The sequence below is a fragment of the Streptomyces sp. MNU76 genome, assembly GCF_020982545.1.
Classification (GTDB): Bacteria; Actinomycetota; Actinomycetes; order Streptomycetales; family Streptomycetaceae; genus Streptomyces.
On the sequence record NZ_JAJKLK010000030.1, the window covers coordinates 351,350 to 377,627 of the forward strand.

Below are 26,278 nucleotides of genomic sequence, written 5' to 3' on the forward strand. Positions count from 1 at the left end.
CCTGGCTGCTCGCCGTGCGGCGTGGGCGGTGCGGGCGGCGGTGTCATGAGGATTCCGGCTGCTCGATCGTTTCGAGCTGGTGGGAGGGCAGCAGCGCGCTGCCGAGTTTGTAGGCCAGATGCAGTTCGATGGGCAGGGTCACCGGGTCGGCGAAGTGCGCAGCCGCGGAGCGGCGCTGATGAGCCAGAGCCGCCCAGGCCGCAGCCGAGTCGTCATTCTGTTTGACCGCCACGAGCAGTTCCAGCAGCTGCGGATTCCACACGTCCTTGCACACATCAACCTTCCACACGGTCTCCCTGGCACGGTTCTTGCCCCGATGCGGCTCCAGCCGGGAACCGCCCGGGCTGCCGGGCCCTGCGGTCTTGGGCTTGTCGGCGGTGGCGAAGAACAACCGGTCGTTGTCCGTGCTGGCCCACAGCCCGCCGCCCACCCCCACCCTGCCCTGCGGACCGGCCTTGCCGTAGGCGAAATGCTGCGCGCTCTCGTCACGGACGTTGGTGCGCAGCCGGATGTGCCGCAGCCCCTTGTACCGGTCGGCGTCGAGAGGCCGGTCGGCGTGGAACGCGAGCCGGTCGGCCACCAGTTTCGGATTGGTCAGCGCCGGGCATTCCGCACGGAGGTTCTGGGCCAGGGTGAACAGGGCGAGATCCCCGCCGTCACAGGAATCGGCCACGCAGTCGGCGAAGAAATCCTGGATCTCCGGCTTGTCGAACGTGCGCGGACGGTTCCACCCGGCCAGCTGGACAGAGGCCTGATGGTAGGTGAGCCAGCCGGAATGGGGCAGACGCACCAGGACGTTCGGACGGTCGGGCACGCTCGCCACGGCCAGGGGCATGACGGTCCTGAAGTCACCGGTGCGGCGTACCACCCACAGACCCAGGCACGCCACGTCGGTCAGCGGATGCTCCGTGGTGCCCTGTCGGGCTGGAGGCCTGATCAGGCCGCTCTGCCGGATCAGCAGGTCACCGACCGCCCTGCGGGTGCGCTCGCGCTGGCTCTTCACGCTCTCTTCCTCAGCGCCGTCTTCGTCTTCGGCGTCGCCGTCCGGCGCGGTCGCGGCAGGCGGCAGCAGGTTCTGGGTGACCGCCCCGCAGGTGGCCGCTCCGGCCCGCACGGTCATCTTCGGGTCATGGTCGAGGGAGGTGAATCCGTCGGCGCCACGCATCTCCACCAGCACGAAGCGGGACGTCACCCCCGGTTCGGGCTGCCCGAGATGCTTGCGCACCTGTACCTGGCGGCTGACGCCGGCGTCCTTGAGCCGGTCGCTGCGCCGTCTGATCTTCTCGTCCAGGTCGAGATCGTCGGCGATCGCGCCCACCGGCTCCACGCGCAGCAGCACCTCGAGTTCGGGCAGGGCGAAGGTCTTCCGCCACGCCTGCACCTGCTCGGGCTGGTCCGCCGCGTCCAGCGGCAGGTCCAGCGCGAGCGCGACGGCGTTCAGCGCCTCGTCGCGCATGGTGGTGGTGTCGCACCACAGGACGATCTCGATCCGGGGCCCGGCGGCCGTGGCGAGTGCGCTGCGGTCGATCCGCAGCAGCTCTTCCGCAGTCGGGCGTACGCGGGTGGGGACCGGCACGCGTACATGGGGCTCGTCCAGCGCCGCGAAGCCCTTCAGAGCGGGCACCAACTGGCTGAAGATGCGCCACTTGTCCTTGGCGGAGACGCCGTCACCGACGGCGTGTCCGGTGTTCTTGCCCAGCCCGGGCCGGTAGGGGACACCCGCGATGGGTTCCCGGGGGTGTCCTTCACCGTCCGTCCCGGGCTCCAGGAAGGCCAGCGGGTCGCCCGCCAGCTCGGCGGGATCGGGCAGGAAGCCGAACGAGCCCAGACGCTCCAGCGTGGGCACCAGATCATCAGCCCAGCCCATGAAGCCCTGCTTCTTGCCGGCCGGCCCGCGATGCCAGGCCATGGAAGCGAGCCCGAACGGGCTGCTGGCATCCGCCCAGGGGGAGGGGGAGAACAGGTGCACGCCGATGTTCCGTTTCGCATCGAACACGTTGTACCGGGCCCAGCGGCGCATCCCGACCCGCACGTGCAGCCGCGGCTGCACCGTCGCTTCCAGGCCCCTGGTCTGCACCGACAGCCGCAGCGTGTAGGACCAGGGATAACGCACCCCTCCCTTGCTCTCGTACACATACGGCGGCCAGGACACCAGCTCGGCCCCGTCCCGGGCCGCCGTACGCCGCCACCGGGTCGTGTGCACCACCCGGGCCGTCACTCCCTCCTCCTCGCTTTTCCCGGCAGCCTCCCCGTCCTCGTCCTCGGGGGCCTCCCCGTCCTCCTTGCCCTCTGCCGCTGGCTCCGATGCCGTCCCGCCGTGGACGACGTGCCAGTCCGTCAGGCACAGGTGCGTGGCCAGCGCGTGCGGCACCAGGGTGTAGTCGGAGCTCTCCGGATCGGCGCCCGGCCCCAAGTCGAGGGTCTTGCGCGTGAACGTCAGGTCTTCGCCGCGGAAGGTCTCCAGGACGGCGGCCAAGGCGGTGAGATCGATGACCGGGGGACGCCCACGGCGCTGCGCCAACTGGTTGCGGTGCGTCGCGGCCGCCACCAGCCCGCCCTTGACGAACTCCACCAGCAGGGCGCGGTCCGGTGCCTTCTCGTCCGCGCCCGCCGCCCAGGCCAGCCACATCTCACCCCGCCGCGCGCGGGCGTCGTGGGTCAGCACCTGCGGCATCAGCGCGGCGATCGCGCCGTTGACCGCCCACAGGGGAATACCCCGCTTCTCCTCCTCGCTCTCACCCTCCGCGGTGGCGGGACGAAAGACCTTTTCCCGCAGAGGCTGCGCCCACGTTGCGGGAAACTCGCACGTCCAGTACCGCGCCAGACGGTGGTCGGCGAAAGACTCAAGGACGAGAGAGAGGGGCTGCAGAAAGTCATAGCGCACGGTGTTGCTCCACCAGGGTGTGCAGGGACTGACGAAGGGGCCGGTACAGCGGTGAGGCGATCGCCTCGTCCGGCCCGTCGAGGGCTTCGTCGAGGGCGTCGAGCATGCCGACGAGCATGCTGTCCTCGTGTTTGGGGTCGAAGGCGGCGTCGCAGAAGTACACGCGGGCTGTTGCCCCGCCGCGCAGCATCCGGCCGATGATCTGGTCCAGCGGGACGATGTTCGTCCAGTCCATGGCACGCCGCTGCGCCGAGTGCGCGCCGGTGGCCCGGTACTGCAGGGTGCCCTCCAGCAGGTCGAGCCAGGTGCGGCGGGCCAGCTCGCGGAACATCCTCGCCCGCTCGCCCAGCGCCGTGTCGGGGCCGGCCGAGGGGACGGCGCGGCGGATCTCCTGAACGGCCCACCGGTTCATCGTCTGCACGTGATAGCTGAGGTCTTCGGGGTGCAGGTGCGGGCGGACCAGATAGAACGCCGCCCCCAGCGCGGCGATGTGGTCGTCGTTGAGGATGTTGTGGCCGCGTTCGATAGCAAGTTGGGGCGCGATGAGGATCCAGGCGTCCTGCTGCTTGGCCATCGCGTGGACGTTGCCGCGGGCGATGGTCCGCCCGCTCCAATGATGGCTGCCGGAGTCGTCGTCGGGCACCATCTGCAGAACCTGATCCGCCCATTCGGGCCGCATCCTGATCAGGTGCCGCAGCACCTCCTCGGCCTCCCGGTAGCTGCCCACCAGCAGCAGGACCCGCTGCCGCCCCTCGGGCAGCTCGTCGCGGATCTCCTCCAGGCGGCTCCTGCGCGGTCCGCGCAGGCCCGGCTGCTGTCGGCACAACCCCGCCAGCAGTTCCCGCAACGCCTCCAGACGGTCCTGGCCCTGCTTGCCCGACACGGTCACCGCGTACGCGGCCCCACCGGAGGACTGCATCTTGACCGGCAGGTACGTGAGCGTGATCCGCTGGTGCAGGGGCACCCGGTCGCCGGTGCGGGAGGCCAGGATGCCCGCGACGGGGACCTGCACGTCGTAGCGCGGAGAGTTTCCCGCCCAGCTGGTGGCCGACAACAGCAGGCACGCCGGTCCCGCATCCTCCCCGTCGGCCGTGTCGGCCCGGTACAGGTGCGGGAGGTTGAGCAGCAGCCAGCGGCCGATGCCCGAGCAGCGGAAGAACGACAGGGTGCCGATCTGCTCCAGCTCCCCCTCGTGCTCCCGGTACTGGAAACCCAGCAGATTGCCCATGGGGGACTCCGGCACCAGCGGCAGGTACTCCGCGGGCGGACGGTGCACGAGGCTCGATCCCATGGCCTCCAGGCCGGTCTCCATCTCCACTTCCCAGCAGGCGCGGGTCAGCAGGGCGAGCTTCCCCGCCAGCAGCGCGACGACCATGGTGACCTGGAACCGCACGGCCAGCCGTTCCAGCGCCTGCTCCCCGGTGAGCACGACATCGTCCTGCCCGCGCAGCCACTCCACGAGGTCCTGGGTGACCAGGCCGGGCGGCTGGTAGCCGCGTGCGGTCAGATCACGTAGGAACGCAACGGACGCATCCGGCCCTTCGTAGCGGCCCGCCGGGGCGTCGAGCCACTGGGCGAAGACGGCCAGCCACCGCGCGCGGCACTCCTCGTCCGAGTCCCATGCCGCCGGCCGCTCCCGCCGCAGGGTGCCGCTCTTCCGCACCGGACGCGGGCGGCGGGCGATCTCACCGGCCAGTCCCACCGCCAGACGCCACTCGTTGAAGTAGCCCTGGCCGAGCCATTCCCGCACGTGGCCGTGTTCGGCCAGCAGATTGCGCAGGTGAGTCACCAGCAGTCCTGCCGTGCTGATGTCGAGGGACCAGTCCCGCACCGGTTCGCTGAACAGGTGCTGGCCGCGGGTGTGGCGCATGTGCCGCTCGAACAGCGGCCGTACCTCGTCCAGCCAGGCGTCCTCGCCCGGCCCGGCCAGCGACTGTGAGGGGCTGAACGCCTGGTCCCATTGGATCTGCACCCGGTCGGCCTCGTCCACGACGAACGCGTCGCTGCGCTGCCAGGCCAGCTCCAGGTACCGCAGGTCGTGCTGCGACAACTGTTCGGGCACCCGGCAGTGCATCAGGCTGGCGGGGGTGGCCACCCACACGGCGGCGTCCACCAGCTCCCGCGCGGCCTCGTGCCGCCCGCACACCGGCAGCAGCGAACAGCCGACAGCCGCCTCCCGCTGCTGCTGGTCCGGCCCTTCGCCGCTCCACGGCCGCAGCCGGTGCGCACAGGGGGCGTCCTTCAGCGCCAGCGGCTCGGTCAGCTCGGCCAGGCCCTGCAGGACACACTCGGTGGAGATCCACCGCAGCCGGGGGTCCTCCAGCAGCGCCAGGCCCCGGGCGTGCGCGTCCACCGGCCGGTGGACCTGCTGCAGGTGCCGGCCGCGGTTGGCCGCTCCCAGGATCGGCGCCGCCCTCACCCCGTACCGGCACAGCGCGGTGACCATGTCGAGAACGGACACGACATCCCCGAGGACCACCGTCAGCGTGTGCCGGCGGTGCGGCTCGGCACACGCCCACACCGCCGCGACCGTGATCAGCGTGGTCTTGCCGACGGCCGGCATGCCCACCACGTGCATCACGTCCGCCAGCGCCAGCTTCTTCGACTTCCGCAGTCGGCCGTCGCTCTGACGCACCAGCAGATACAGGTCGTCGATCCGCCCGCGCCAGTTGCTGCGCAGCCCCAGCTGCGCGTCCACCGCGTCCATCAGGTCGGCGGTCGCCGTCAGCGCCGACCAGCGCAAGGTCACCTGCTTGCGCCGCCGTCCCGCACGATGCCGCCGCGCGGGGGAGGGACTCATCCCATCCGGGACCACCACACTGGCGTCCCCGCGCCCCATGCGGTAGCGCACCCCCTCCTCGGCCAGCCGCACCCGCTGCTCTCGGTGGGCCGGCAGCGCCGCCAACGCCTGCGCGTACACCTGTTCCCGGTCGGATGCGACCGACAACGACTGCCGCCGCTCGGGAGGCCGTGAGGGGTCTTTCACTTCGAACATCCGCAGCAGCTCCGGCAGCGCCTGATACGCCTGGAGGGCCTTGCCCCACTCGCTCGGGCTCTTCAGCTCGCCTACCAGCCACCGCAGCGACGATGACGCCGGCACCGCCCGCTGCCGACGCGTACGGAAGTCGTAGCCGCCCATCAACGCCCAGGCATCTGAGGCCGCCGCCTTATCGGCCCACGACTCCAGCGCGAACAGCCCGAGTTCCACCGACGCCACCAGCCGCGCATCCACGCGGCCCAGGCCGTTGCTCTTGGCCGCCCGCCGCAGCTTCTGCCCCAACGGTTTGTACCAGCCACTGCGATCACGGGCCACAGACGACCTCCCCAGCCGTACCCAGATCGGGGCAGGACGCCACTAGATCGTCGTCGCAGACCACTTCGATCTGGGGCTGCGCCTTCAGCGCCTCGCTGCGCTGCGCGAGGATCCTCATGTAGCTGCGGTTGGCTCGCAGCCGGTCGCGCGGAACGACCAGATACCCCTTGCGATACGCATGGGGGTCACCGGCACCCCAGTTCGGGAACGTCTTGATCCGGCGGGCCAGCAGGTAGGGACTGTGCCAGTCCTTCACGTCCACCCCGATGCTGTGGCCGCCGGGCCATACGGCCACCAGGTCCAGCGCGTCCAGCTTCGGATACAGCACCACCCGTGCTCCCCGCGCCGCCAGCCGCCGTGCGAGATCCAGCTCCGGCCGCCCCGGCAGCGCCACGAACCTCACCAGCTCCGGCTCCAGCCGCCTAGCGCCGCGCGCCTGCACCCGGTCCGGCTCCGGGAGGTCGTGCCGCTGAGCGCACCGCCACACCCGGCACCGCACCCGGCCGTCCGCCCGCGGGACGATCCACTGCCCGCATCCGCCGCACACCGCCACACGCCCGCCGGCCGACGCCTCCGCCGTCACCGGCCCGTAGGACTCCTCCATCCAGGTCGCCCACTGCGGAACATCCAGCACCGCGTTCTTCGCCACCAGGAACTCCTCGGGCCCCAGCACCGCATGCTCGGTGACGAACAGCCGCCACTGCGCATACAACTCCGGCCGCCCCAGCAGGGCCGCCGTGTCCTTGATGTGCTTGACCAGCGCACTCTCGTGGACCTCGGACACCACGTCCCTGGCCGCGACCGCCCACTCCAGACAGAACTCGCTCGGCTCCCCGCCGATCAGGAGCCGCTCCCCGCCCACCTGCGCATCTGGATCGAATTCCAGGGGCCAGGAGTCCAACGGCCGTTCGGCGCACCACACGCCCACCAGATCGGCCACGCCCACGGGAGGGGAGCTGCCTGCCCGCACGCACAAGGCGGCCAGCCGGTCCAGCCCCAGCTGCAGACTCCTGTCATAGGGGTGCTGAAGCCGGCGCACCCCTGCCCAGCCGCGCATTCCTACCAGTCCTGACGCCACCAGGCTCAGGACAACCTCGCCAGCACGGACCGCACTGGCCCGCCCGGAGTACACCGGGCCGAACTGTGTCAGACTCACCCGCCACACGTTAAAGGCCCCCACTGACAGTCACCGCGCAACTCATCAGTAACCCCCAGCGAGCAGCGACAACACCGAACGCACCCGCCCCGGTGGACCCCGTGCGGAAAGTCCCGTGGGTTGACGAAGAGAAATGCGTGCCCTCTTCCGCGTCCTCCTGCGGCACAAGAGCGGCCTGCCGCTGACCACCTACAACAAGGGCCGACTCCACCTCACGGACAGGCGTGCGACCGCCTCGCCCAGGAAGCCCGCATGCCCAAGCCATGAGAGCTCGTCCGCAAGGCCGGTGACATGCCACAGGCGAAGGCCCGCCGTCTCAGTCGCTCGGCCGGAGCAAGACGGCGGGGCTCTCCCAGACGCGTAGATGTCCCGTACCTACTAAACACCAACGCCACGCCACTCTGCAGGCACCAGCGAACTGTTCAACGACGCTGCCACCAGGGGCGTTTAGTCCGGAACATGTGAACTTATCCACGCTCCCCAGGCCTTGGATGAATCGTGTGACCAGTCCCACACTGCGAAGTGTCATCCTCACGGGGCTTTCCGCCGCAGTCCTTGGCCGGAGCACGGTGAAAGGCCCTCTCAGACACGGGAGTTCACGCCATGCATCATTCGCTGCGTCTGCCCACAGGCCGTTGCCGTCAGCCACTCTGTGGCGCGCTGGTCCCACGTCACGGCCAAGCGATCGTCCTGGTGGTCATCCTCCTGTTGACGGTCACAGTGTGTATCGCCGCGCCGAACCCTGCAGTTGCGGCCAGTACCGCAGCCGTTGTCCAAGCGGGAGCCGCCTTGTGGATGGCCTTGCGTCGCCCCAGTGCCTCGACGGCCGACAGCTGATGCCAACGTCAGCATCGCCGGCTCCCCGCCCTCCGGGCGGTGAGCCGGCGCACGGCATCCAGAACATCGTGCAGTGTGTGGAGCGTGCCCAGGCGGGCGATGGCGTGGCGTTCGCTCAGCTCTACGCCGCCTACTGCGACACGGTGTACCGGTACGTCTACTACCGGGTCGGGGGCAAGCCAACCGCTGAGGACCTGACCAGCGAAGTGTTCGTCCGCGCGTACGCGCGCTTGGATACGTTCACCTGGCGGGGGCGGGATTTCGGGGCCTGGTTGGTCACCATTGCCCGCAATCTTGTGGCCGACCACTTCGCCTCAGCGCGCTTCAGACTGGAGGTGACGACCGGCGAGCTCTTGGACGGCAACGAGGTCGAGCGGAGCTCCGAAGACATGGCCGTCGAAGCCTTGCGCGACCGCGGACTGGCCGAAGCGCTCAGCAGGCTTCCCCTTCGCATGCGGCAGGTCACGTGGCTGTGGACACTCGGCGTGCCGACGGCCCATATCGCGCAGCAGCTGGGCATCAGCCCCAGCACGGTCCGGGTCCACCTCTTCCAAGCGCGTCAGCGCCTTGCCGCTGACCCTCTCGTAGTCCAGATCGCCGGCCCCGCAAGATCCTGACCACGCTGCCCCCTTCAACGTGCCGGCCTACAACTCGGATGCCTGCCTCGCCTCATCAGCGACCCGGAACCCAGGCACATGACACGCTGATGGCACCGAGGACTCAGCTGCCGACGGCCGATCTCCCCCGGGAGCCGGCCGGGCCGCCGAAGTCCCTTCGGAATCGGCGAACTCACGGGACATCGCCATGCGCGTCAGGAGCAGCCGCAGCCGGTCGGCCCGCCCCGGCTCCCACGCCGGAAGCAGTGCCCCCGACGCCGGGTCGAGCTGGCCGCGCCACTGCGCGACGCGGTCTCGCACCGATGTCTGCCACCCGTCCCAATCGGCTCCCGGCCGGCTGCTGACCACCGACAGCCGCAACGGGCACCCCCGCGCCTGCAGCCGGCGCGTCAGAGCCGACACCTGATCCTCCGTCCAGGCCAGCACCCGCCGACCCTCCAGCGCGCGCTCCAGCACCGCCACCCCCTCACGCGGCGCGCACGCACCCACCGGAACCCCGCAGCCGCGTGCCCCGGCGAACCGCACCACGATGTCGACCAGGCAGCTGCCCTTCCCGTCAACCGCCGTCACCCGGGTCGCCGCCCAGGGCGTGCCCGCCCCGACGCAGTCAGGCCCCTCCACCCCCACCCACACACCACCGCGAGCCGGGGGTCATCCAGCAACCCTTGTGCCCACCGGGCCAATTGCCCACGCCGCTCACCCAACGACGCCTGGAAAGCGGCCACTTCCCGCATCCGCCGGCACATCGGGCACAACCCCCGCCCGTCGCGGGCGACGAGGGGACGGTCGCAACAGGCATTACACCCCTCGCACACATGCGTCTCCTGCGTACGCCGGCCTGCCGCGACCTCCAGCTGTCGCGCGGACGCGGCAGTCGGTCGGCTGGCCTCCACCCGGTACAGCGCCACCACTGCGCGACGCCCGCCGCGGTAGGTGCGCACATGGGCCCCCGCCCGGCCGACCGGCTCCCGGGGGAGATCAGCCGTCAGCAGCTGAGTCCTCGAGGCCATGAACCACGGCACCTGCTCCCAGTCCTCGTACCGCACCGTCATGCCCAACCCTCCAAATATTCACAATCCGTGATGGCCCGGCTGGGAGTGAAGGTATCCCTCAATGAGAGCTGAAGCAACTGTGTGATGTTGGCGCTGAGCAGCGCTTTTAAAGTTTGAAAACTAAGAATCTGCCTCTTGCTGGCAGATCCCCCACTCCAGCCCCGCCCGCAGAAAATCACCCACCGTCACAACCTGATCCGCCAATCGCTCGTACTCAGCCAACCTCTCCTGCGCACCCCGATCTCGCCCCGCCCGGGAGACCACAACTCCCGGATGCCGATCCCGCCAGTCCCGCAACGCGGCCACCGCCCCGCCCGAGACCGACCAGCACCCCGCCGACACCTGACGTGCCGTCACCACAGGAAGCCGAAACGACACAGCCTCCGGATACCCGCCGTCCCGAGCCCCCGGCCACCGCCCCATCTGCCCCGCTCCGTCCTCGACATCCGGCCACTCCCTCAGCCACTGGCGCACCGCCAACTCGTGACGCACCCCGTACAAGGCCAACGAGTCAACCGTGTCCAGCAGCCAACCCCCCTCACGCAACCGCGCCACCTCCGCGCGGCGCCCCGCCCGCACCGCCTCGGCCTCACGTCGGGGCAGACCCGCAACACTCCACCGGGCATCACGCATCAGCTCCCGCCGCCGCGCGCGATGACGCGCCACCACCGCCTCCAGGCGGGACCTCGTCCCCCGGGGCACCTTCACCGTCATCGACGTCAAACCCTCGTCAGCCACATCCCCACACCTACAGCAACACGGCCCCGACACGCCGACTCCACAGCGAACCCGCGTCACGCGTGCCGGGCCCCTCGACCACAAGCCGCCAGCGCATCGCCCCTGGGGCCGTCACGACCTCGCATAGGGTCACACTGATAAAAAGCCAGTGAAATCCTTCCGAGAATTCATACTTAGAGTAAGTTAAACGACTCGCAAATGCGAGGTCGGACGAATGTGACTCGCTCATAATTGGGCCGGAAGACGCCCCTGAATAATCCGCTGCGTGGCTGAAGCGACCGGCGGAACCGGCGGGGCCCCGCCGCCGGATGTCACGGCCCGCATCGAAGATGACGACCGCACGGTCCGTTGCCGTGATCCGGACCGTGCGACAGGGGGACTCAGCGAGAAAGGCCGTGGCCTGACTGGTGGATGACACCTCATCTGCTACCCGTCATCCCCTACGGCTTGACCGAGCACGAACGGAGCCCGGGCGGCGCCGTCACCCTCCCCGCCGGCTTTGGAGCCGCCGGCCCGGATCAGGACCTGGGCAGCGGCAGGCTTGGCGGGTGCGGGTGCGGGTGCGGGTGCGGGTGCGGGTGCGGGTGCGGGTGCGGGTGCGGGTGCGGGTGCGCAGATGCTGCTCGCCGTCGTAGATGCGCAGCGTGAACGTCTCCGGCTCGGGCCGGTCCGCCTCGCCATACGCGGACAGCACCCGCTCGACTCGCTCCCACCGCCGCCCCAGCGCACCTCCCACCGGCCTTCGACGAGAGCGAGCGCGGCCGCAGAGCCGGTCGCCACATCGACCAGATACACGGCGCCATCGACGGTCGTCATCTGCGCAACCGGCACAGCGCACTGACGGAACCCTGGTCGACACCTGAGCTGAGTCGGAGACTCGTCGGCAGTATGCGGCGGCTTTGCCGAGGATCTCGTCGGCGGTCCTCGTGCAGACGTTGTCGTTCCAGTCGGCGAGCCAGTCGCGGACGGCGCGTTCTAGGGCTTGGACGGAACGGTGGATACCTCGTCTCCGTTATGGGTGCGGGCAGGGAGGCGGTCGAAAGCGAGCCGTACAGGGTCCTGCGCCGGGGTGCCTCGACTTCAGGAAAGAGGTGCGGCAGGGCTTGGTTGAGGCCGGTTCGAGGACTGTAGTTCAGTGCCTTGACCGCACGTCGATCAGCTCGGTGACGGTGGGACGGGGCCCTTTCGTCCAGCTGTCCTCGATGGCCTGAGTGACCGTTGAGATGGTGTCCTTCGCCCAGGCTCTTGCGCTGGTGGCAAGGACGATCTCGTTGGCGCTGAGGAGCTGTGCCGCGTGGACGAGCCGGGCCGCCGCCTCCCGGGTGCCTTTCCTGGCTTTGAGGGTGTTGTTGGACTTTGCCTCGCCGATGACGATTCGTCCGTCGATGATCAGGCAGAGATCGAGTTCGATGGCACCCTCGGCGTCAGTGATCTTCAGTTCGGGTGACCACAACACCGACATCGTGTTCTGCTGGAGTAGCCGGGTGGCCAGCAGGGGGACGTCACCATTCTGTAGAAGGAGGTCCCGCACCACCTGGTCGAGGGAGTAGTACCAGTGGGGTTCTGGATCGTTGCTGTACCAGCGGCCGCGGACCAGTGGGCTGGTGTGACCGCATGCTTCGCAGTCGAAGGCTGCCCCGACCTGTTCGATGCGGTAGAAGGCTTCGAAGCGGCACCGGGCGCAGTTGAGGATCAGGCCGCGGCGCAGGACGTTTGTGGTCAGCAGCCGATCCACGAGGTCGCGGGCGGGGCCGAACGTGCTGTCCCCAAGGGTCTTTTCGATGTCTTCCAGTGCGACGTAGCCGATGCCGCGGATGGCGTAGCCGGCCCCGTAGTCACCGTCCCGTTTCTTCCCGGTAGGGAGGAAGGAGTCGAGCACTTTGCGTGCCGGTCCGCGCAGGTCTGCCGCAAGAGCCTCGGGCGAGCCCCACATCTCCGCTGCGATGGCGGCGCGTAGGCCTGCGTCAGAGCGTTCCACGGTGGCGTCGTGCGCGCGGGCGAGTTCTTCAAACACGCGGTCTGCGGAAGGGAAATGGAGCAGAGGACGAGTGTGTCTGTCTTCTGGTGTGGCGAATCCCATGTTCGCGGAGATGAACGAGACCGAGTGCCGGGCCGTTCGCGCGATGGTCTCGGGGAACCCATTCGTCTCCTGAACAAGACATGAGCCGGGGAGGGCAGCATGTGCGGGGAGGTTGTGGTCGGGAAGCCATACGTCGACGTACCAGTGCAGGTCTGCCCCGAGATGGGCTGCGGCTTGCGGTTCGGGCAGCTGAAGTGACGTAAGAAGTGAAGTGCTTCCGTTTTCGCGGCTGGTCGGGACTCTCTGGGAAATCCGGCGCGCCTCCGGGTCGGCGAGAAGAGCGATGCCCTGGTATCCAGCGAGAGCCGCAGGGGTGACAGCTTCAGCTTTCCGGACGTTGAAGGGCACCTGTGGCCCGTCGCCGACACGCATGGTCATGCCAGTGAACGGAGCATTCAGCTCAGTTGCCAGGTTCTGCAGATCCTCGGGGGAGAGACTGACGCTGGTCAGAAGGATGGGCGGCCTGTGCTGGTCTCCCACAGAGTAAAAGGACCACAGGGCGCCTCTGACCGCTCGGACGAGCGGATGGTTGTTCGCGAGCAGGCGGGAGGGCATCCACACCGACTGCTGGTAGAGGCGGTCACACAACTGAGCCAGGGCGTGGTCGTCGGCGGTGTCGCCCACGACCCAGACGATGGGCGAGGACGTGTCGATGCGGGTCAGCCGCTTGGTCCAGGCTTCGGAGCGGGTGAAGGGGACGCATGCCATGAACTCGTCGGCTGTCAGGGTGTCCGACGGGCCGCCACCGGTCGCAGAGCGGTAGCGGCTTGCCAGCCTCCAGCCCGTTGCGGGCCGACCGGTGATGGCCAGATGTACGAGTGCCGGCAGGTCCTCTTCCTCCACCGGCAGCTCCACGATGTCAAGCGCGTCCCGGGCGTGCGGGTGCACGGCGCCGATGCGGGACTCCACCATCAGCGCGAGAGCAGGATCCACGCCAGCCAGGTCGAGCGTGAGCAGAGGCTTGCCCGGCAGTGTGGGAACGGTCGCCAGCCTTCCCCGCGACGTTCCGCCGTGTTCCACGTGCAGGACGTCTCCCGCTTCGAACCGCTGCTGCGCATGGCGCACCACGCTTTTGAAGGGAGTGCACCAGTCGTTGACCTGAGCGGCAAGCCCTTCCGCTCCCGGGGCCGGAAGCGGCATCGGGCTCAGGCGCTGCCACACCGTGTCGGTGTCCTCGTCCTGCCCTCCGAACCGGGCGACCATCGTGTCGACCACCGACGGATCCACGACCGCCAAGTCGCTCAGCGCCAGCTGCAGCAGTGCGATGTGGTCGGGATCGTGCAGACGCAGTAACGGCAGCAGGACATCGGCCACCGTTGCCTGGGCGGACGGCATGCCGTGCACCGGCAGCACGACGGCGGCTGCTCCGCCCCAGACCCGGGAGGCGGCGGCCACCGCGCCACGCGCCATCGGGATCCAGCTGTCCAGGGTGTAGTAGGCCAAGGCGAGCCGCGGCGCCCGCAGCCGGACATTGACCGGTCGGTATTGCGTCGTTGCCACTGCCTCTCCGTTCATGAGCCCGTCAGGTAGATCCTTCCGCAGACGCTGAGCAACGGGACGATGTTTGGATTTCTCGGCAGCGAACCGCTTGACGTACTCCACTCACGTCGGCTGCGGGGGCCACATCAGGCAATGCCCTGAACCCTGACCCGGCGACGGACGGGGCCGCGTGGCTCTCGTTGCCTCGCCAACAGGCAGGGTCCGGCACGCATGCGGCTTGCCGGGCAGTGGTCAGTTGTCGTCCCGTGCCGGAGGCGTGAGCGGGATGGCGTCAGCCGGGCGGACCAGAACCACGGTGCGGCGGGCCCGGGTAATTGCCACCCGCAGCAGGCGTCGCGCCTCGTCCGTGCGTTTGGCGTCCCACTCTGCGTCGAGGAGCCGGGAACTGTAGGTTCCCTCGACGATGACGACGCCGTCGAATTCCTTGCCCTTCGAACGGTGGATGCTCATCAGGCTGACGTCTGCGGCTTCCTGCTGGGATCCGGTGAGGTACTCCTGGCCCAGGGCACGTCTGATCGCGGCGGCCGCGTCGGCGTAGGAGGTGGCGTCCCAGGCCCCGGCAAGCGTCCAGGCGAGCAGATCGGTCGCTTTGAGCAGGCGCAGCATCCGGACCTGCTTGAACAACTCGTCCAGTTCCGCGGCCCCGGTCAGCAGGGCGCGGGCTTTTTGCCAGTCGGATACGGGCTGTCCGCTGAGCCGGACGCCGGAGTCGTAGGCGTCGGCGAGTATTTTGGCGGTTTTCGCCCTGACGGTCTTTCCGTCGCGGACGGCGGTGATGGCGTTGTCGAGGGTCCGCACTGTGGCCCGGGCGCCGAGGGTGCCGTTGCTGTACTTGATGCGGTAGTAGTCGCCGACGGCCTGCAGCGTGCGGGTGAGGGCCTCTGCGCGGGTCAGGCCCGGCCATTCGAGGACGGACGCGACGACGTAGCCGGCAGCGGCTGAGAGCTCGGCGTCGAACACGAGGTCGTGCTCGACAGCGGGCAGCGCGTGCTCCCCGAGCCTGCCGGCGGTGGCGATCTTGTCCGAGATCCGGCCCAGGAAGGCGTTCTCCCTGGCGAGCACCGCGATCGTGGGCTGCCGACCCAGCTCCTCGGCAAGGTAGCGGCGCAGCGCGGTGACCGCGTAGTGGGCGTACGTTTCGACGGGCGGGCTGCCGTACGCGGTCGGGTAACGGATGCGTTTGACGGCGTCCGGCAGAGTTTGGGCGGTGTTGCGCAGGACGGCGTTGGCGTAGTCGAGCAGGCCGCCCGAGGGACTGCGGTGGTTGTCGCCCGACAGGTCGAAGCGCCGCGGCTGCAGATACTCGACCGCGTAGTGGATGCGTCGGGCATCCACGCCGGGGACGTAGTCGTAGATCCGCTGGTCCGGATCGGCCAGGCAGATCACCCTCGAGTTCGCGCTGAACATCTTCACCGCCCGCCACTGGTCGGTGCTGGTGTCCTGGAACTCGTCGACGATGACGGTCGGATACATGTCCGCGTATAGGTTGCGGACGGCCCTGCTCTTCTCCATCAGGGTGGCGGCCGCGGGGGCGAGCTCGTCGAAGACATACCGGCCCTGGCCGGCCAGCCGGCGACGCTCCTCGGGCCAGTCGCCGTCGAAGTCGGCACGCAGGCGCTTCTCCCGGTCGGGAGTGATGAACGCGGCCGGCACTCCGGTGAGTAGACGTCCGTGGCTGCGCACGAGGTCCATGAAGAAGGCGTGGAAGGTACGGATTTCCAGCAGGTCCTGGGCGCGCTGCGGCAGGACGGCGTTCATGCGCTCGCTGATCTGCAGGACTGCGGCCCGCGAGAAACTCAGGAAGAGCACCCGTTGGCCCGGCTCGAGAGCGTCCAGGTATTCCTTTGTGGCCAGCAGGGCGATGGTGGTCTTGCCGCTGCCGGGCCCGCCCTCGATGAGGAGATGTCCTGGTGTGCGGAGGATCTCCAGGCGCTTGTCGTCAAGCAGCATCCGTTGCACGGCCACCTCCGTCCTGGCTCGGCTCCTTGGCCTCGGGCTCGTCGGCCGACGAGGACGCGCGCAGGTCGAGGTCGATGTCGAGGAGGAAGTCCGCAAGGCTCGCCGGCAGGTCGGCCCGGTGCTGGCACAGGCCGACCAGCAGCGCTGCGTAGTCGGGCTTGCGCTTGGTCAGCACCGCGCGGGTCAGTTTCCGGACCGTCTCGTCGGTGTCCTCGGTGCCGAGCGCACCGGCCTCCCGAGGGTAGTCCGGCCGCCCCGCCGCCTCGCCGAGGAACCGGCGCTGGATCGGCACCGGAACCTCTGCGGCCAGCAGCGCCTCCACCCCGCTGTAGGCGATGGGCCGGTAGAGGGTGAAGTCGCCGGTCTTCGCGGCGAGTTCGTCGGCGAACGGTTTGTCGGGGGTGTCGTGGATGCCGTAGACGCGTTTGCCCATCGCCTTGAACAAAGGTGCGAAGAGCGGCACGGACACATCGTTGCCTGCGTCGAAGACACTGACGCCGGCGAGGTCGATGTGCAGGTAGTCCTTCAGCGACGAGTCCTCGGCCTGGTCCAGGACGTCAGAGATGACGGGCATCAGCGCAGCCTCCGTGGCGCCCTCCACGACGAGGACTGCCCGGGCCAGGACCGCCTCGGCGAACTGCCTCCGGTTCTGCGTGTACCGCTTGGGCTTGAATCCGTCGGGGAGGGTGATGCCCGCGCTGGTCATCGCACCCTCCGCGGTGCGGTCCAGGACGACGATCCGGTCCGGAGAGAACCGCTCGATCACATACGGCGAGTGGGACGTCACGATCACCTGCCCCATGTTGCGGACCACGTGATCGACCAGGCGGCGCTGCGCGTGCGGGGGCAGCGCGATCTCCGGCTCCTCCATCGCGAAGATGACGGACTTCTCGCCCTTCAACTCCGCGATATAGGTGAGCAGGGCAAAGACCAGCAAGTTCAACGACCCGGTGCTCAGGCGGTTGAACGGGACGCCATGGGTTCCCGGCTGGGTGGCGATGAACAGACGCAGCACCTCGCGCAGATGCTCACGCGTCAGCTCCGAGACACGCGTGTCCACCGGATCGTCCGCCGAGGCCAGCGCGAGGAACTTCGCCACGCGGTCCCGCACCTCGCTCTGGATCTTGACGAAGCCCGAGCCGCCCGTGGCCACGGCAACCGACGCCACATCGGCCAGAGCCTTCTCCCACAACGGCCCCTGCGCCGTCTCCGCCTCCAAGCGCACGATCGTGTCCAGCAGCGATCCCCGCTGAAACGTCAACGCCCGGTTCCCCGTGCGGTTGGGCCGCAGATACAGAAAGCCGCACAGCCGCTTGTCGTCCCGCTTGAACGGGACCAGACCGGCTCCCAGCCCGGTCAGCTCCCCGAAAAGATCATCGGCTTCACGCGTCGGGTGAGCAAAGAACGTCCCCCCGACAAAATCATCCTCCTCGGGATCGAAGCGTCCCAGGAACACCACCGGCAGAGCCCACTCGCCGGTTTCGGCGTCCGCCACCGCCGCAGGAACGGTATCCATGAAGTCCTGCACACGCTCGTCCCACCGCCTCAGATGAGGACCGAACCGGCGCTGCGCCTCGGCAGACAGATCAGTCAGCACCGCCTCGATGCGGACCTCGGGGAGTTCTCCCTGGACCTCCTGGTAGCGCGCCGCATAGAAGTCGAACTCGTCGATGACGGGCCGACGCAGCATGCGCTCAGGCCCTAGGGTGCGTTTCAGAAGTGGATCTTGATGTGTCAAGATCCACTTTGTGGGACGGCATGATCTGACGAATGCGCAGTGGGCGAAGCTGGAGCCCTTGCTCCCGGTCGGCAAGAAGCCTGGCCGGCCACCGGTGCACACCAAGCGGCAGTTGATAGACGGCATACGCTGGCGCACCCGCGCAGGTGCTCCGTGGCGGGACGTGCCCGAGCGGTACGGCCCGTGGGAAACGGTCTACGGCCTGTTCCGGCGCTGGCAGCGGGACGGCACCTGGCACCGCATCTTCGAGCAGCTCCAGGCCCGGGCCGACGCCGAGGGACTGATCACCTGGGACGTCTCGGTGGACTCGACCATCGCCCGCGCCCACCAGCATGCGGCCGGTGCCCGCAAAAAGGGGATCTGCAGATCGAGCCGCCAGGCGGTGTGTTCACCGAGCCCGACGACCACGGGCTCGGACGGTCCCGGGGCGGGCTGACCACCAAGTTGCACCTGGCGGTCGAGCAGGCCCAGAAGCCGATGGCCCTGGTCATCACGGCCGGCCAGCGCGGGGACTCCCCACAGTTCCAGGTGGTCCTGGGCCGTATCCGGGTGCCCCGGCTCGGGCCTGGCCGCCCGCGCACCCGGCCGGACAAGGTGCGTGCCGACAAGGCGTACGGCTCCCGCGCGAACCGCACCTACCTGCGCAAACGTGGCATCCGCTGCACGATCCCGGAGAAGCGCGACCAGATCGCCAACCGCAAGAAACGCGGTTCCCACGGCGGACGCCCGTGGAAGTTCGACAAGGACGACTACAAGCAGCGCCACGCAGTGGAGTGCGGAATCAATCGCCTGAAACGGCACCGTGCGGTCGCCACGAGATACGACAAGCTCGCCGTCCGTTACGAAGCGACGGTGCTGGTCGCAGCCATCAACGAGTGGCTGTGACCAGCACTTTCAAAACGCACCCTAGGACGAGATCGAGGGCCTCGCAGACGGTGGACTTGCCGACGCTGTTGGCGCCCACCAGCAACGACTGGTCGTCCAGCAGCACCGTGCCGCTGCTGACTCCCCGGAAATTACGCAGCGCCAGCCGCCGTACCTTCATGCGCCCCGTCTCCCCACGGCCCCAAAGAGGAAGCCGTCCACGGCTCTGCCGTACCGCGGCCCCTCCGCTAACGCCGGCCTTCTCCAATTTTGTCCCCGCATGACCGGCGCAGACAGATTCTAGCCACCGGCATTGCACCGCCCCCTCCCGTTATCTGACGGGCCGAACCAGGAGAGGAAACGAACCTGGCTCAGAACGCGAACCGGCCTGGCGAGCCGCGCCCTTCCACGCGGTGACCCGCCACTCGGGCTCCTCGACGCTGGTCACCGAGGCCTGGCACGGTGGCGGCCTGCGCGAAGACCGCCAAGCCCCTGCGCTGCTGCACAGTGCATCGGCCGTTCGGTGCGGTCTGACATCGGGGTGGATGGCACACGGTGAGGCCGGGCCGGTCTCCAGGGGCGACGGGCATGGACCGATCGCGGCGCATCGTGCACCGGCAACCTGCCGTGCAGCCTTGGGCCCTGCACAGCTTCTTCCGTAGGTATGCCGCCCGGTACTGCCCCTGTTTCGAAGGCGTCAGCCCGCACTGACGCCTTCGAAACGACGACCTCGTCCGGCAGGCCATACGTCAGTTTCCCTAGGCGTCCTCGATGGCTCCGGCGTTGATCAACGCCACGCGTAGTGCCTCCGCTCGAGGCTGCCGTCGGCCGGGCTCGCGGCATACAGGCTGGCCACGCGCCAGATGACCCGCCTGCGGCGGTGGCCGCCGACAGAGGCGTGGTTGAGGATGATCGCGGCGATGCGCAGGGCGGTGGGGAGCCGGGGAGCGGGCCGCGCGTTGGGCGACGGGGCGGGTGTCCGACAGGCCGGGCTGCCGGTCGATGGTGGCCGTGGTGAGTTCCAGCCAGGTGTCCTGGTCGATGACGTCCGCGGTGGCGAACCGTCCCGCACCAGACAGGGCGCCGGCCGGCAGGCCCGAGTCGAGGGCGGTGCGCCAGAGGGTGACCGCCCGCTCGGGTACCCCCGCCTCGGCCGTGCGGCCGGTTTGGGTGGCGAGCAGGAACAGCATCCGGGAGACGGTGTGCTCTCCGCCTGCACGGTTGGCGAGCCCGGTGAGGCATTACTCGGCGGGGCCGAGCCGCTCGCCTTCCGCAAGCAGCGCGTGGAAGATCCGGACGAGAATCCCATCGGCTCCCGGGCGAGTGCGGGGCGTGCGGTTGCGCGATGGCGTGACGGCGAGGATGAGCCCGCTGGAGACGACCCTGGTGGGGGATCCCCGGGGTCTACTCATGGACGAAGGGCCTGAGGATTTCGCACGAGTCGATTCCGCGCGCGCGAAACGTCGCTGACGCCAACGGGTTTCGGGAACCGGTGGCGTGATCGGCGTATGCCGGCCGGTGTGGTGCGGAAACCGGCTGCTCCGTCAACTCCGCGCGTCACGTCACCGCCCCCCGGGTGGACATGCCAGCCGTCATCCGGGGGCTGCTCTCGGCCTCGTCCTGCAGGCGTGGCCTGGGTGAACCGTTGTGGTCAGTGGGAGGTGTCGGCTGTTCCCGGTCGCAGCATTTCCGGCATGCGGTTGAGTGCTTCGGCGGTCCGGGCCTCCTGTTCCTCTTTCGGCAGTCGCCGAGCGCAAGTCCGGCGCGATCCGGCTCACGGCGGCCGAGGCCCAGCCCGAGCCGCGCAACCTGCGCAGGATCAAGGCCGAGGTACAGAGGCGATGGGGCATCGTGCTGCTCGTCGACATGCTCAAGGAAGCCGTGCTGCGGACCGGCTGCCTGGACGCGGTCACCTCCGTCTCCGGCGGCGGCAGCCTCTCGCCGGAGGTCCTGGCCGAACGGCTGCTGTTGGTCATCTACGCGTACGGCACGAACACCGGGATCAAGGCCGTGGCGTCCGGTGGCCACGGCCACACCGAGGACGAACTGCGCTACGTACGCCGCCGCTACCTGTCGGCGGAGGCCGCTCGCGCCATCGCTATCCAGATCGCGAACGCCACCTTCGCCGCCCGCAGCACCGAGTTGTGGGGTCAGGGCTCGACCGCGGTCGCGTCCGACTCCACCCACGTCCGTGCCTACGACCAGAACCTCTTCACCGAGTGGCACTCGCGCTACGGCGGCCGCGGGTGCTTATCTACTGGCACGTGGAGAAGAAGTTGCTGGCCATCCACTCCCAGCTGATCAACTGCACCGCCTCCGAGGTCGCCGCGATGATCGAGGGCGCCATGCGGCACGGAACCACCATGGACGTCGAGGCCAACTACACGGACTCGCATGGCCAGTCGGAAATGGGGTTCGGCATCACGAGGCTGCTGAACTTCGACCTGCTGCCGAGGATCAAGCGGATCAACAAGGTGAAGCTGTACCGGCCTGTGGCCGGCGAACCGGACGCCTACCCACAGCTGACCCCGGCACTGACCCGGCCGATCCGCTGGGAACTCATCGCCCAGCAGTACGACCAGATGATCAAGTACGCGACCGCGATCCGTACCCGCACTGCGTCCACGGAGGCGATCCTGCGGCGCTTCACCCGCAACGCCTCCCACCCCACCTACGCGGCGATGCTGGAGGTCGGCCGCGCCCAGAAGACCGTCTTCGTGGCCCGCTACCTCCGGCTGCGGGACCTCCAGAGGGAGATCGAGGAGGGCCTGAACGCGATGGAGTCCTCCAACGGCGCCAACTCCGTGATCGCCTATGGCAAGGGCGGGGAGATCGCCTCGAACCGGCGTGACGAGCAGGAGATGTTCGTCCTGTGCCTGCGAATTCTGCAATCGGCCCTGGTCTACGTGAACACCCTGATGCTCCAGGACGTTCTCGGCGAGCCGGAGGGGGCCGACCTGCTCACGCCCGCCGACCGGCGCGGCCTGACCCCGCTGTTCTGGTCCCACGTACGCCCGTACGGGGAGGTGAACCTCGACATGGACGCACGCCTGAGCCTCACCGCACACACCGTACCCGGCCCCCGCGCGTCGACGGAGAGCGCCGTACTCGACGAAAGCACGGACAGTGGGGTCGCGTCTCTGGTGAAGTGACGGGTTGAAGGCACTGATGCCGTGCGCCCTGCATGGCGGGGCAGATCTCTCAACAGGAAGGGCGAGGATGCTACCGGAGGCAATGATCGCGCTGGCCGCGGCGGGGGGCACTGCGGTGGTGCAGGCCGCAACCACGGACGCGTGGACCGGGCTCCGCCTGCGGGTGGCCCGGTGGTTCGGCCGCGGGGACCAGCAACGCGAGAACGCCGAACTGGAGCGCCTCGACCGGACCGCCTCGACCGGACCGCGGGCGAACTGGAGTCAGCCACATCCTCCGGGCTGGCCGAGGCGGAGCGGGCACGTGTCCGCCACGAGGCGGGCTGGCAGGCCCGCATCGAGACGCTGCTGGAGAACCTGGCCGATGCGGAGCGCTCTCAGGCCGCCGAGGAACTCCAGGCGTTGCTCGCCCAGCACACCTCCCAGGGCGGCGTGTCGGCCGACCGGGGGGGCCTGGCCGTGGACGGCAACGTGGACATCCGTGCCGAGGGCGGCTCGATCGCCGCCGGCGTCGTTCATGGGGGTGCGCGTATCGGCCCCCCTCCGGCGCCCGGTCCGTCCCGGGGCTGATCGGGCCGGTCAATCTCCCCAGCCCGCAACTGCACCCCGTTGACACCGGCACACCAACCTCCTACACGGCCCACGCTGCCAACCACAGCACGGCGATTGCCCACGCCGACCAGGTCAATCACTACGCCGCGCCCCGGAAGCCCGCAGACTGGCCACATCAGGTCGGTGCGATCCCCTCCCGGGCACAGTCCTTCCAGGACCGCAGCGAGGCGAACCGGCTCGCGGCGGTAGTCGAAGGCGACGGCGCTGCCGTGCTGGGGCAGGTGCTGACCGGCATGGGCGGCGTGGGCAAGACACAGCTCGCCGCCGCCTACGCGAGAACCGCCTGGCAGAACGGCGCCCTGGATGTTTTGGCCTGGGTCACCGCGAGCAGCCGCTCCGCTGTAGTGGCCAGCTATTCGCAGGCCGGGGTCGAGCTGTGCCTGGCCGACCCTGACGATCCCGAACAGGCCGCCCAGGTCTTCCTGGCATGGCTGACCCCGAAAACGGGCGGAAGGCCATGCCGGTGGTTGATCGTCCTGGACGACGTCGCCGACCCCGACGATCTCAACGGCCTGTGGCCGCCCGCCAGCCGGTACGGACGGGTTCTGGTCACCACACGCCGTCGAGACGCAGCCCTGACCGGCGAAAGCCGCCGCCTGTTCGATGTCGACCTGTTCAGCGAGGGCGAAGCCGTCGCCTACCTCGCCACCTCTCTGGCAGCCCGCAACCGCCACGAGTACAAAGACCAGCTCACCGGTCTCGCCCGCGACCTCAACCGGCTGCCCCTGGCCCTTTCCCAGGCCGCCGCCTACCTCATCGACTCCGGCGAAGACGCAGCCGCCTACCGGGAACTACTGGCCGACCGCACCACTGCACTTGCTGACGCCGCACCCGACCGGCTCCCAGACGAACAGACGCTCCCACTCGCCGCCGCCTGGTCCCTGTCCATTGAACGGGCCGACACCCTCCGCCCTGCTGGCCTCGCACGCCCCATGCTCCAACTAGCCGCCATGCTCGATCCCAATGGCATTCCCCGGACCGTGCTGACCAGCGGCCCCGTCCTCACCCATCTCACCCAGCACCGCACCCGAACGAGTCAGACCCCCTCCAGCGAGCCTAAGACGGTCTCCAAGCGGGACGCCAAGCTCGCCTTGAGCGCCCTGCACCGGCTCAGCCTCATCGACTACAACTCCGCCACCCGGCACCATGCCGTCCGGGTCCACCAGCTCATCCAGCGCGCCACCCGCGACGCACTCACCCCCAACCAGCAATACCAGACCGCCCGCGCCGCCGCCGACGCCCTCACTGCCACCTGGCCCGCCATCGAGCGTGACATCGCCCTCGCTCAAACGCTGCGCACGAACAGCGTCGCCCTCTCCGTCCACGCCGAAGAGGCCCTGCACCGGCCCGATATCCATGCGGCGCTGTTTCGCATCGGCCACAGCCTCGGCGAAAGTGGCCAGGTCACCGCTGCCGCCGCCCACTTCCATCGTCTGGCCCGGACCGCAAACCACCACCTCGGTCCCCGCCACCCCGACACCCTGGCCACGCGCCACAATCTCGCCCGGTGGAGGGGTGAGGCGGGGGATGCAGTTGGCGCCGCGGCAGCCTTCGAGGAAGTACTGGCCGACCGTGTACGGGTGCTAGGCGAAGACCACCCCGACACCCTGGCCACGCGCAACAACCTCGCCCGGTGGACGGGGCTGGCAGGGGATGCGGCCGGCGCCGTAGCCGCCTTCGAGCAGCTACTGGCGCACATGGTGAGGGTGCTGGGTGAAGCCCACCCCAACACCTTGAAAACCCGCAACAATCTCGCCCACTGGAGGGGTGAGGCGGGGGATGCAGTTGGCGCCGCGGCTGCCTTCGAGCAGCTGCTGGGCGACAGTGTGCGGAGGCTGGGCGAAGACCACCCCGACACCCTGACCACGCGTCACGACCTCATCGGGTGGAGGGGTGAGGCGGGGGATGCAGTTGGCGCCGCGGCTGCCTTCGAGGAACTGCTGGCCGACAACGTGCGGAGGCTGGGCGAAGACCACCTCCACACCCTGACCACCCGCAACACCCTCGCCCACTGGAGGGGTGAGGCGGGGGATGCAGTTGGCGCCGCGGCTGCCTTTGAGGAACTGCTGGCCGACAACGTGCGGATCCTGGGTGAAAACCACCCCGACACCCTGACCACGCGCAACAACCTCGCCCGCTGGAGAGGGATGGCAGGGGATGCAGCCGGAGCCGCAGCTGCCTTCGAGGAAGTACTGGCCGACCGTGTACGGGTGCTTGGCCGCGACCACCCCGACACCCTGACCACCCGCCAAGACCTTGCCCACTGGAGGGGGGTGGTGGGGATGAACGTTGATGAATCGACCGATTGATGAGCAAGATCGATAAGCGGCGGCGCGTGGCCGGATCGGCGCCGGATCATGCCCATAAAACGGTGTCAGAAAGTCGTTGTACTCAAGAACTTGAGGAGCACCGTTTTCTGTACGATCTGGCGGGTGCAGCCACCCCAGGACGACGACGCCGCTGATCTCCTCGCCCCCGTTCCGGCCGTACGGACCGGCAGCCTCGTGGGATACGCACGCGTGTCCACCAAGGGGCAGTTGCTCGACCGGCAGATCCACGCACTCAACACAGCGGGCTGCATCCGGATCTTCTCCGACAAGAAGTCCGGCAAGAACGCCGAACGCGAGGAACTGTGGAAGGCGCTCGACTACCTGCGGGAGGGCGACACCCTCGTCGTCCCGTCGCTGGACAGGCTCGGCCGTTCCATCCAGGACCTCATCGCGATCGTGTCCGGCCTGCGCAAGCGCGGCGTCGGCTTCACCTCGCTGCACGAGGCGCTCGACACGGCCACGCCCGGCGGGCGCCTGGTCTTCCACGTGTTCGCGGCGCTCGCGGAGTTCATCCGCGAACTCATCGTGCAGGGCACCAACGAGGGCCTGGACGCCGCCCGCGCCCGTGGTGCCCGACTCGGCCGCCCGCCGGCGATGACGGAGGAACAGGTACGTCACGCTCGCGACCTGCTCGCCCGCCCGGAGAACACTGTCACCTCGATCGCAAAGCTCCTCGGCGTCTCCAGGAACACGATCTACAACTACGTGCCCGAACTGAAGGGCGGTCGCCTCGCACTCGCTGAGGCGACGAGCACGCCGGAACTGCCCCAACCCACCAGGTCCGAGGAGTGATCACCGCCGTTTGCGGCTGGTGACAGCATTCTTACCGGCACCCCAAGGCCGACCAGGATCCCAAGCGGGCAGCCGGAGGCTGTGATGGATCTGACCGTGCTCAGCGACGGTCACCGCCTTCGCCACCTGCTGGTGAGGCCCGGCTGCGCGCCGAGGGTGTCAGTCGCTCTTGCCCTGTGCGCTACCGGAGTATGCGCTGAGGTACACACGGCCGGCTTCGGTGAGGCGGTACTGCCAGGCACTGGCGTCTTCGATGTAGCCGTGCCCGCCAGGGCCGAGCCGGCGTGCCGCCACTCGCCCGATATCAGTCTTCGAGAGAGTCTGCTCGGGGGCGGCGGCCACTGCATCGAGTGCTGCGTGCAGCCACTCGGGCAGCAGTGACGGGTCTGGCATCTGCTCGGCGGACGCCGGTTGCAGGGCCCGTCCGGCGGTCCGCCCGGCGCGGGTGAGGCGGACCTGGATATGCCACACCGGGCCGGCCACACTGTCCTGCGCCACCCGTCGCAGCTCAATCAGCCCCCGCCGCTGCAGGGCGGCCAGTGTGGCACCGGCGCCCGCATCGAGCACATGCCGCAGGTCCAGCTGCTGCTGGACCGCAGTGGCCTCGGCAGCCGGGTGATCGACACCGTAGGTGATCCACCGCCACTGCTCGGCCGG

At 69.0% G+C, this 26,278-nt stretch carries 15 protein-coding genes and 1 pseudogene; 6 read left to right on the plus strand and 10 right to left on the minus strand.

From position 1 onward, the window contains the following. Window positions 1–43 precede the first annotated feature (43 nt). Genes E4N62_RS45305 through E4N62_RS48460 form a run of 3 tightly spaced genes read right to left on the minus strand, consistent with a single transcriptional unit; the run spans window position 44 to window position 7,353 of the window. Window positions 44–2,884, minus strand: a complete 2,841-nt coding sequence (locus tag E4N62_RS45305) for an RNaseH domain-containing protein (RefSeq protein WP_230224167.1) — start codon at window positions 2,882–2,884, stop codon at window positions 44–46. Beyond that, a complete protein-coding gene (locus tag E4N62_RS45310) occupies window positions 2,874–6,197 on the minus strand; it encodes a hypothetical protein (protein ID WP_230224169.1) in 3,324 nt (1,107 codons plus the stop codon). The genes E4N62_RS45305 and E4N62_RS45310 overlap by 11 nt, the downstream gene beginning before the upstream one ends. After that, on the minus strand, window positions 6,187–7,353 hold the full coding sequence (locus E4N62_RS48460; protein WP_308186367.1) for a hypothetical protein: 1,167 nt from the start codon (window positions 7,351–7,353) through the stop codon (window positions 6,187–6,189). The genes E4N62_RS45310 and E4N62_RS48460 overlap by 11 nt, the downstream gene beginning before the upstream one ends. 914 nt (window positions 7,354–8,267) lie before the next feature. Between E4N62_RS48460 and E4N62_RS45325 the strand changes: the two genes are divergently transcribed. After that, window positions 8,268–8,807 (plus strand): sigma-70 family RNA polymerase sigma factor, encoded by a 540-nt coding sequence (locus tag E4N62_RS45325; RefSeq protein ID WP_374117255.1) that lies wholly within the window; start codon window positions 8,268–8,270, stop codon window positions 8,805–8,807. 2,271 nt (window positions 8,808–11,078) lie between these two features. Here E4N62_RS45325 and E4N62_RS45335 read toward each other — a convergent pair. The 4 genes from E4N62_RS45335 to E4N62_RS45350 all read right to left on the minus strand — a co-directional run bounded on the left by E4N62_RS45335 (window position 11,079) and on the right by E4N62_RS45350 (window position 17,976). Continuing rightward, window positions 11,079–11,291, minus strand: a complete 213-nt coding sequence (locus E4N62_RS45335; RefSeq protein ID WP_230224170.1) for a hypothetical protein — start codon at window positions 11,289–11,291, stop codon at window positions 11,079–11,081. 438 nt (window positions 11,292–11,729) lie between these two features. Next, window positions 11,730–14,279, minus strand: a complete 2,550-nt coding sequence (locus E4N62_RS45340) for a hypothetical protein (protein WP_230224172.1) — start codon at window positions 14,277–14,279, stop codon at window positions 11,730–11,732. A gap of 129 nt (window positions 14,280–14,408) precedes the next feature. After that, a complete protein-coding gene (locus E4N62_RS45345; RefSeq protein WP_230224175.1) occupies window positions 14,409–16,127 on the minus strand; it encodes a UvrD-helicase domain-containing protein in 1,719 nt (572 codons plus the stop codon). After that, window positions 16,117–17,976: an ATP-dependent endonuclease gene (locus E4N62_RS45350; protein ID WP_230224236.1), complete on the minus strand. Its 1,860-nt coding sequence runs from the start codon at window positions 17,974–17,976 to the stop codon at window positions 16,117–16,119. Before E4N62_RS45350 ends, E4N62_RS45345 begins: the two co-directional genes overlap by 11 nt. Here E4N62_RS45350 and E4N62_RS45355 point away from each other — a divergent pair. After that, window positions 17,885–18,759, plus strand: a protein-coding gene (locus E4N62_RS45355) for an IS5 family transposase (protein ID WP_230222647.1) whose coding sequence is annotated in 2 segments (ribosomal slippage) — window positions 17,885–18,274 and window positions 18,277–18,759 — 873 coding nt in all. Because the reading frame shifts where the segments join, the coding sequence is not laid out codon by codon here. The two genes, E4N62_RS45350 and E4N62_RS45355, sit on opposite strands and share 92 nt — an antisense overlap. Here E4N62_RS45355 and E4N62_RS45360 read toward each other — a convergent pair. Together E4N62_RS45360 and E4N62_RS45365 are read right to left on the minus strand one after the other, a co-directional pair. Next, window positions 18,743–18,919: an AAA family ATPase gene (locus E4N62_RS45360; RefSeq protein ID WP_230224177.1), complete on the minus strand. Its 177-nt coding sequence runs from the start codon at window positions 18,917–18,919 to the stop codon at window positions 18,743–18,745. The genes E4N62_RS45355 and E4N62_RS45360 overlap by 17 nt on opposite strands. Window positions 18,920–19,496: 577 nt before the next feature. Beyond that, window positions 19,497–19,928, minus strand: a complete 432-nt coding sequence (locus E4N62_RS45365; RefSeq protein ID WP_230224178.1) for a hypothetical protein — start codon at window positions 19,926–19,928, stop codon at window positions 19,497–19,499. Between the two features lie 676 nt (window positions 19,929–20,604). On the opposite strand from E4N62_RS45365, the pseudogene E4N62_RS45370 reads away from it, so the two are divergent. The 4 genes and pseudogenes from E4N62_RS45370 to E4N62_RS45385 all read left to right on the plus strand — a co-directional run bounded on the left by E4N62_RS45370 (window position 20,605) and on the right by E4N62_RS45385 (window position 25,621). Beyond that, window positions 20,605–21,890: pseudogene (locus E4N62_RS45370) on the plus strand (transposase). 171 nt (window positions 21,891–22,061) lie between these two features. Continuing rightward, a complete protein-coding gene (locus E4N62_RS45375; RefSeq protein ID WP_230224180.1) occupies window positions 22,062–22,457 on the plus strand; it encodes a hypothetical protein in 396 nt (131 codons plus the stop codon). 251 nt (window positions 22,458–22,708) lie between these two features. Continuing rightward, a complete protein-coding gene (locus tag E4N62_RS45380; protein WP_230224182.1) occupies window positions 22,709–24,808 on the plus strand; it encodes a tetratricopeptide repeat protein in 2,100 nt (699 codons plus the stop codon). A gap of 195 nt (window positions 24,809–25,003) precedes the next feature. Further along, window positions 25,004–25,621, plus strand: coding sequence for a recombinase family protein (locus tag E4N62_RS45385; protein WP_230224238.1), 618 nt, complete (start codon window positions 25,004–25,006; stop codon window positions 25,619–25,621). Window positions 25,622–25,780: 159 nt separating this feature from the next. Here the strand turns inward: E4N62_RS45385 and E4N62_RS45390 are convergent, their stop codons facing one another. Then, the gene (locus E4N62_RS45390) at window positions 25,781–26,188 is read right to left on the minus strand and encodes a hypothetical protein (protein WP_230224184.1); all 408 of its coding nucleotides are present in this window, start codon (window positions 26,186–26,188) and stop codon (window positions 25,781–25,783) included. Between the last annotated feature and the right edge of the window lie 90 nt (window positions 26,189–26,278).